The organism is Acinetobacter sichuanensis (genome assembly GCF_003024515.2).
Classification (GTDB): Bacteria; Pseudomonadota; Gammaproteobacteria; order Pseudomonadales; family Moraxellaceae; genus Acinetobacter; species Acinetobacter sichuanensis.
The window spans coordinates 1-1249 of record NZ_PYIX02000153.1 but is presented as its reverse complement, the minus strand read 5'-3'; the positions used below and the strand labels follow the sequence as shown (position 1 = coordinate 1249).

The 1249-nt window shown below is 41.2% G+C and carries 1 protein-coding gene; it reads left to right on the top strand.

All coding sequences use genetic code 11. From position 1 onward, the window contains the following. The first annotated feature begins 84 nt into the window (after positions 1–84). Positions 85–1077 (top strand): IS5-like element ISAba23 family transposase, encoded by a 993-nt coding sequence (locus tag C9E89_RS22640; RefSeq protein WP_005028482.1) that lies wholly within the window; start codon positions 85–87, stop codon positions 1075–1077. Positions 1078–1249: the final 172 nt, after the last annotated feature.

Below are 1249 nucleotides of genomic sequence, written 5' to 3'. Positions count from 1 at the left end.
GAAACCTTTGCACGAATAAACACACAAAAGTTCATTAAATTGGTATAATACAATAAAATCAATCACCTAGCAAAAAACACGACTATGGCATGGAAACAAACAGGGCAACTCTCCCTAGCAGACAGTCTCATTAACGCTCACAAAGCCATCGAAGAATTAGATGAACTACACAACCTAATTGACTGGCAAACTATCGAGCAAACCTTACGCCACGTTCATAGCAGTGAGCGTGGGGAATCTGCCTTTCACCCTGTCATCATGTTTAAAGTATTACTCTTACAAAAACTCTATAACCTATCGGATCCAGCCATGGAAAAACAACTGGCACGAGACTTACTATTTCGTCGCTTTGTTGGCCTATCATTAACGGATGATGTACCCGACCATAGCACCATTTGGCGATACCACAAACACCTAGGTGAGCTTAGACTGATTGAACCATTGTTCAACCAAATCAATGAGCAACTAGCCCAACAAAACATTTTTATCAAAGCGGGCAGTGTCAGCATCATCGATGCCAGTATCGTTGAAGCTAAAAACAAACGACCTAAGAAAGGCAAACACACCGACAATACCCAAGATAACGAAGCCGCCTATGTCAGTAAAAAAGACAGTACAGGTAAAGTAAAAACCACCTACGGCTTTAAAATTCATCTCAACTGTGATGAAGACAGCTTTGTCAAAAAGGTTGAAACTACCCCTGCCAATGTCCATGATTCCCAATGTTTTACCACGCTGTTAACAGATGATGAATCAGCCGTGTATGCTGACAGTGCGTATAAAAGCCAAGCCCATGATGACTACCTTGCCGAGCATGAACCACCGATAAAAAATCATATTCATGATAGAGCATGGCGCAATACACCCTTAACCGAACAGCAAAAACGCAATAATACCCAAAAGAGCCAAACTAGAAACACCGTTGAGCGGGTCTTTGGACATTTTAAACTGCATTATGGGATGAGCAAAGCTCGTCATTTAGGGTTAATGCAATTTCATACCAGCACTTTGCTTGCAAGCATGGTGCATAATTTAAAAACTGCCCTAAGCTTGAAACGAAAATACGGACTCGCCTAGGGTTATTGTGTCTGTTGGTTAGTAAGCTCAGCCAATAGACACAAATTTAACAACCATTTGGAGATTTTATCCATGATTTAGCCATTGTTTTGCTTATTTCATTGCCATTCTTTGTTTTTTTTCGGTTTGGTGGTATGCCTCGAGCAAAGGGGCTGTTTCGTGCAAAGGTCTC

What these genes read in the sequence shown, in the direction of transcription:
- C9E89_RS22640 (WP_005028482.1), top strand. Translation starts at nt 85, where the DNA reads ATGGCATGGAAACAAACAGGGCAACTCTCCCTAGCAGACAGTCTCATT.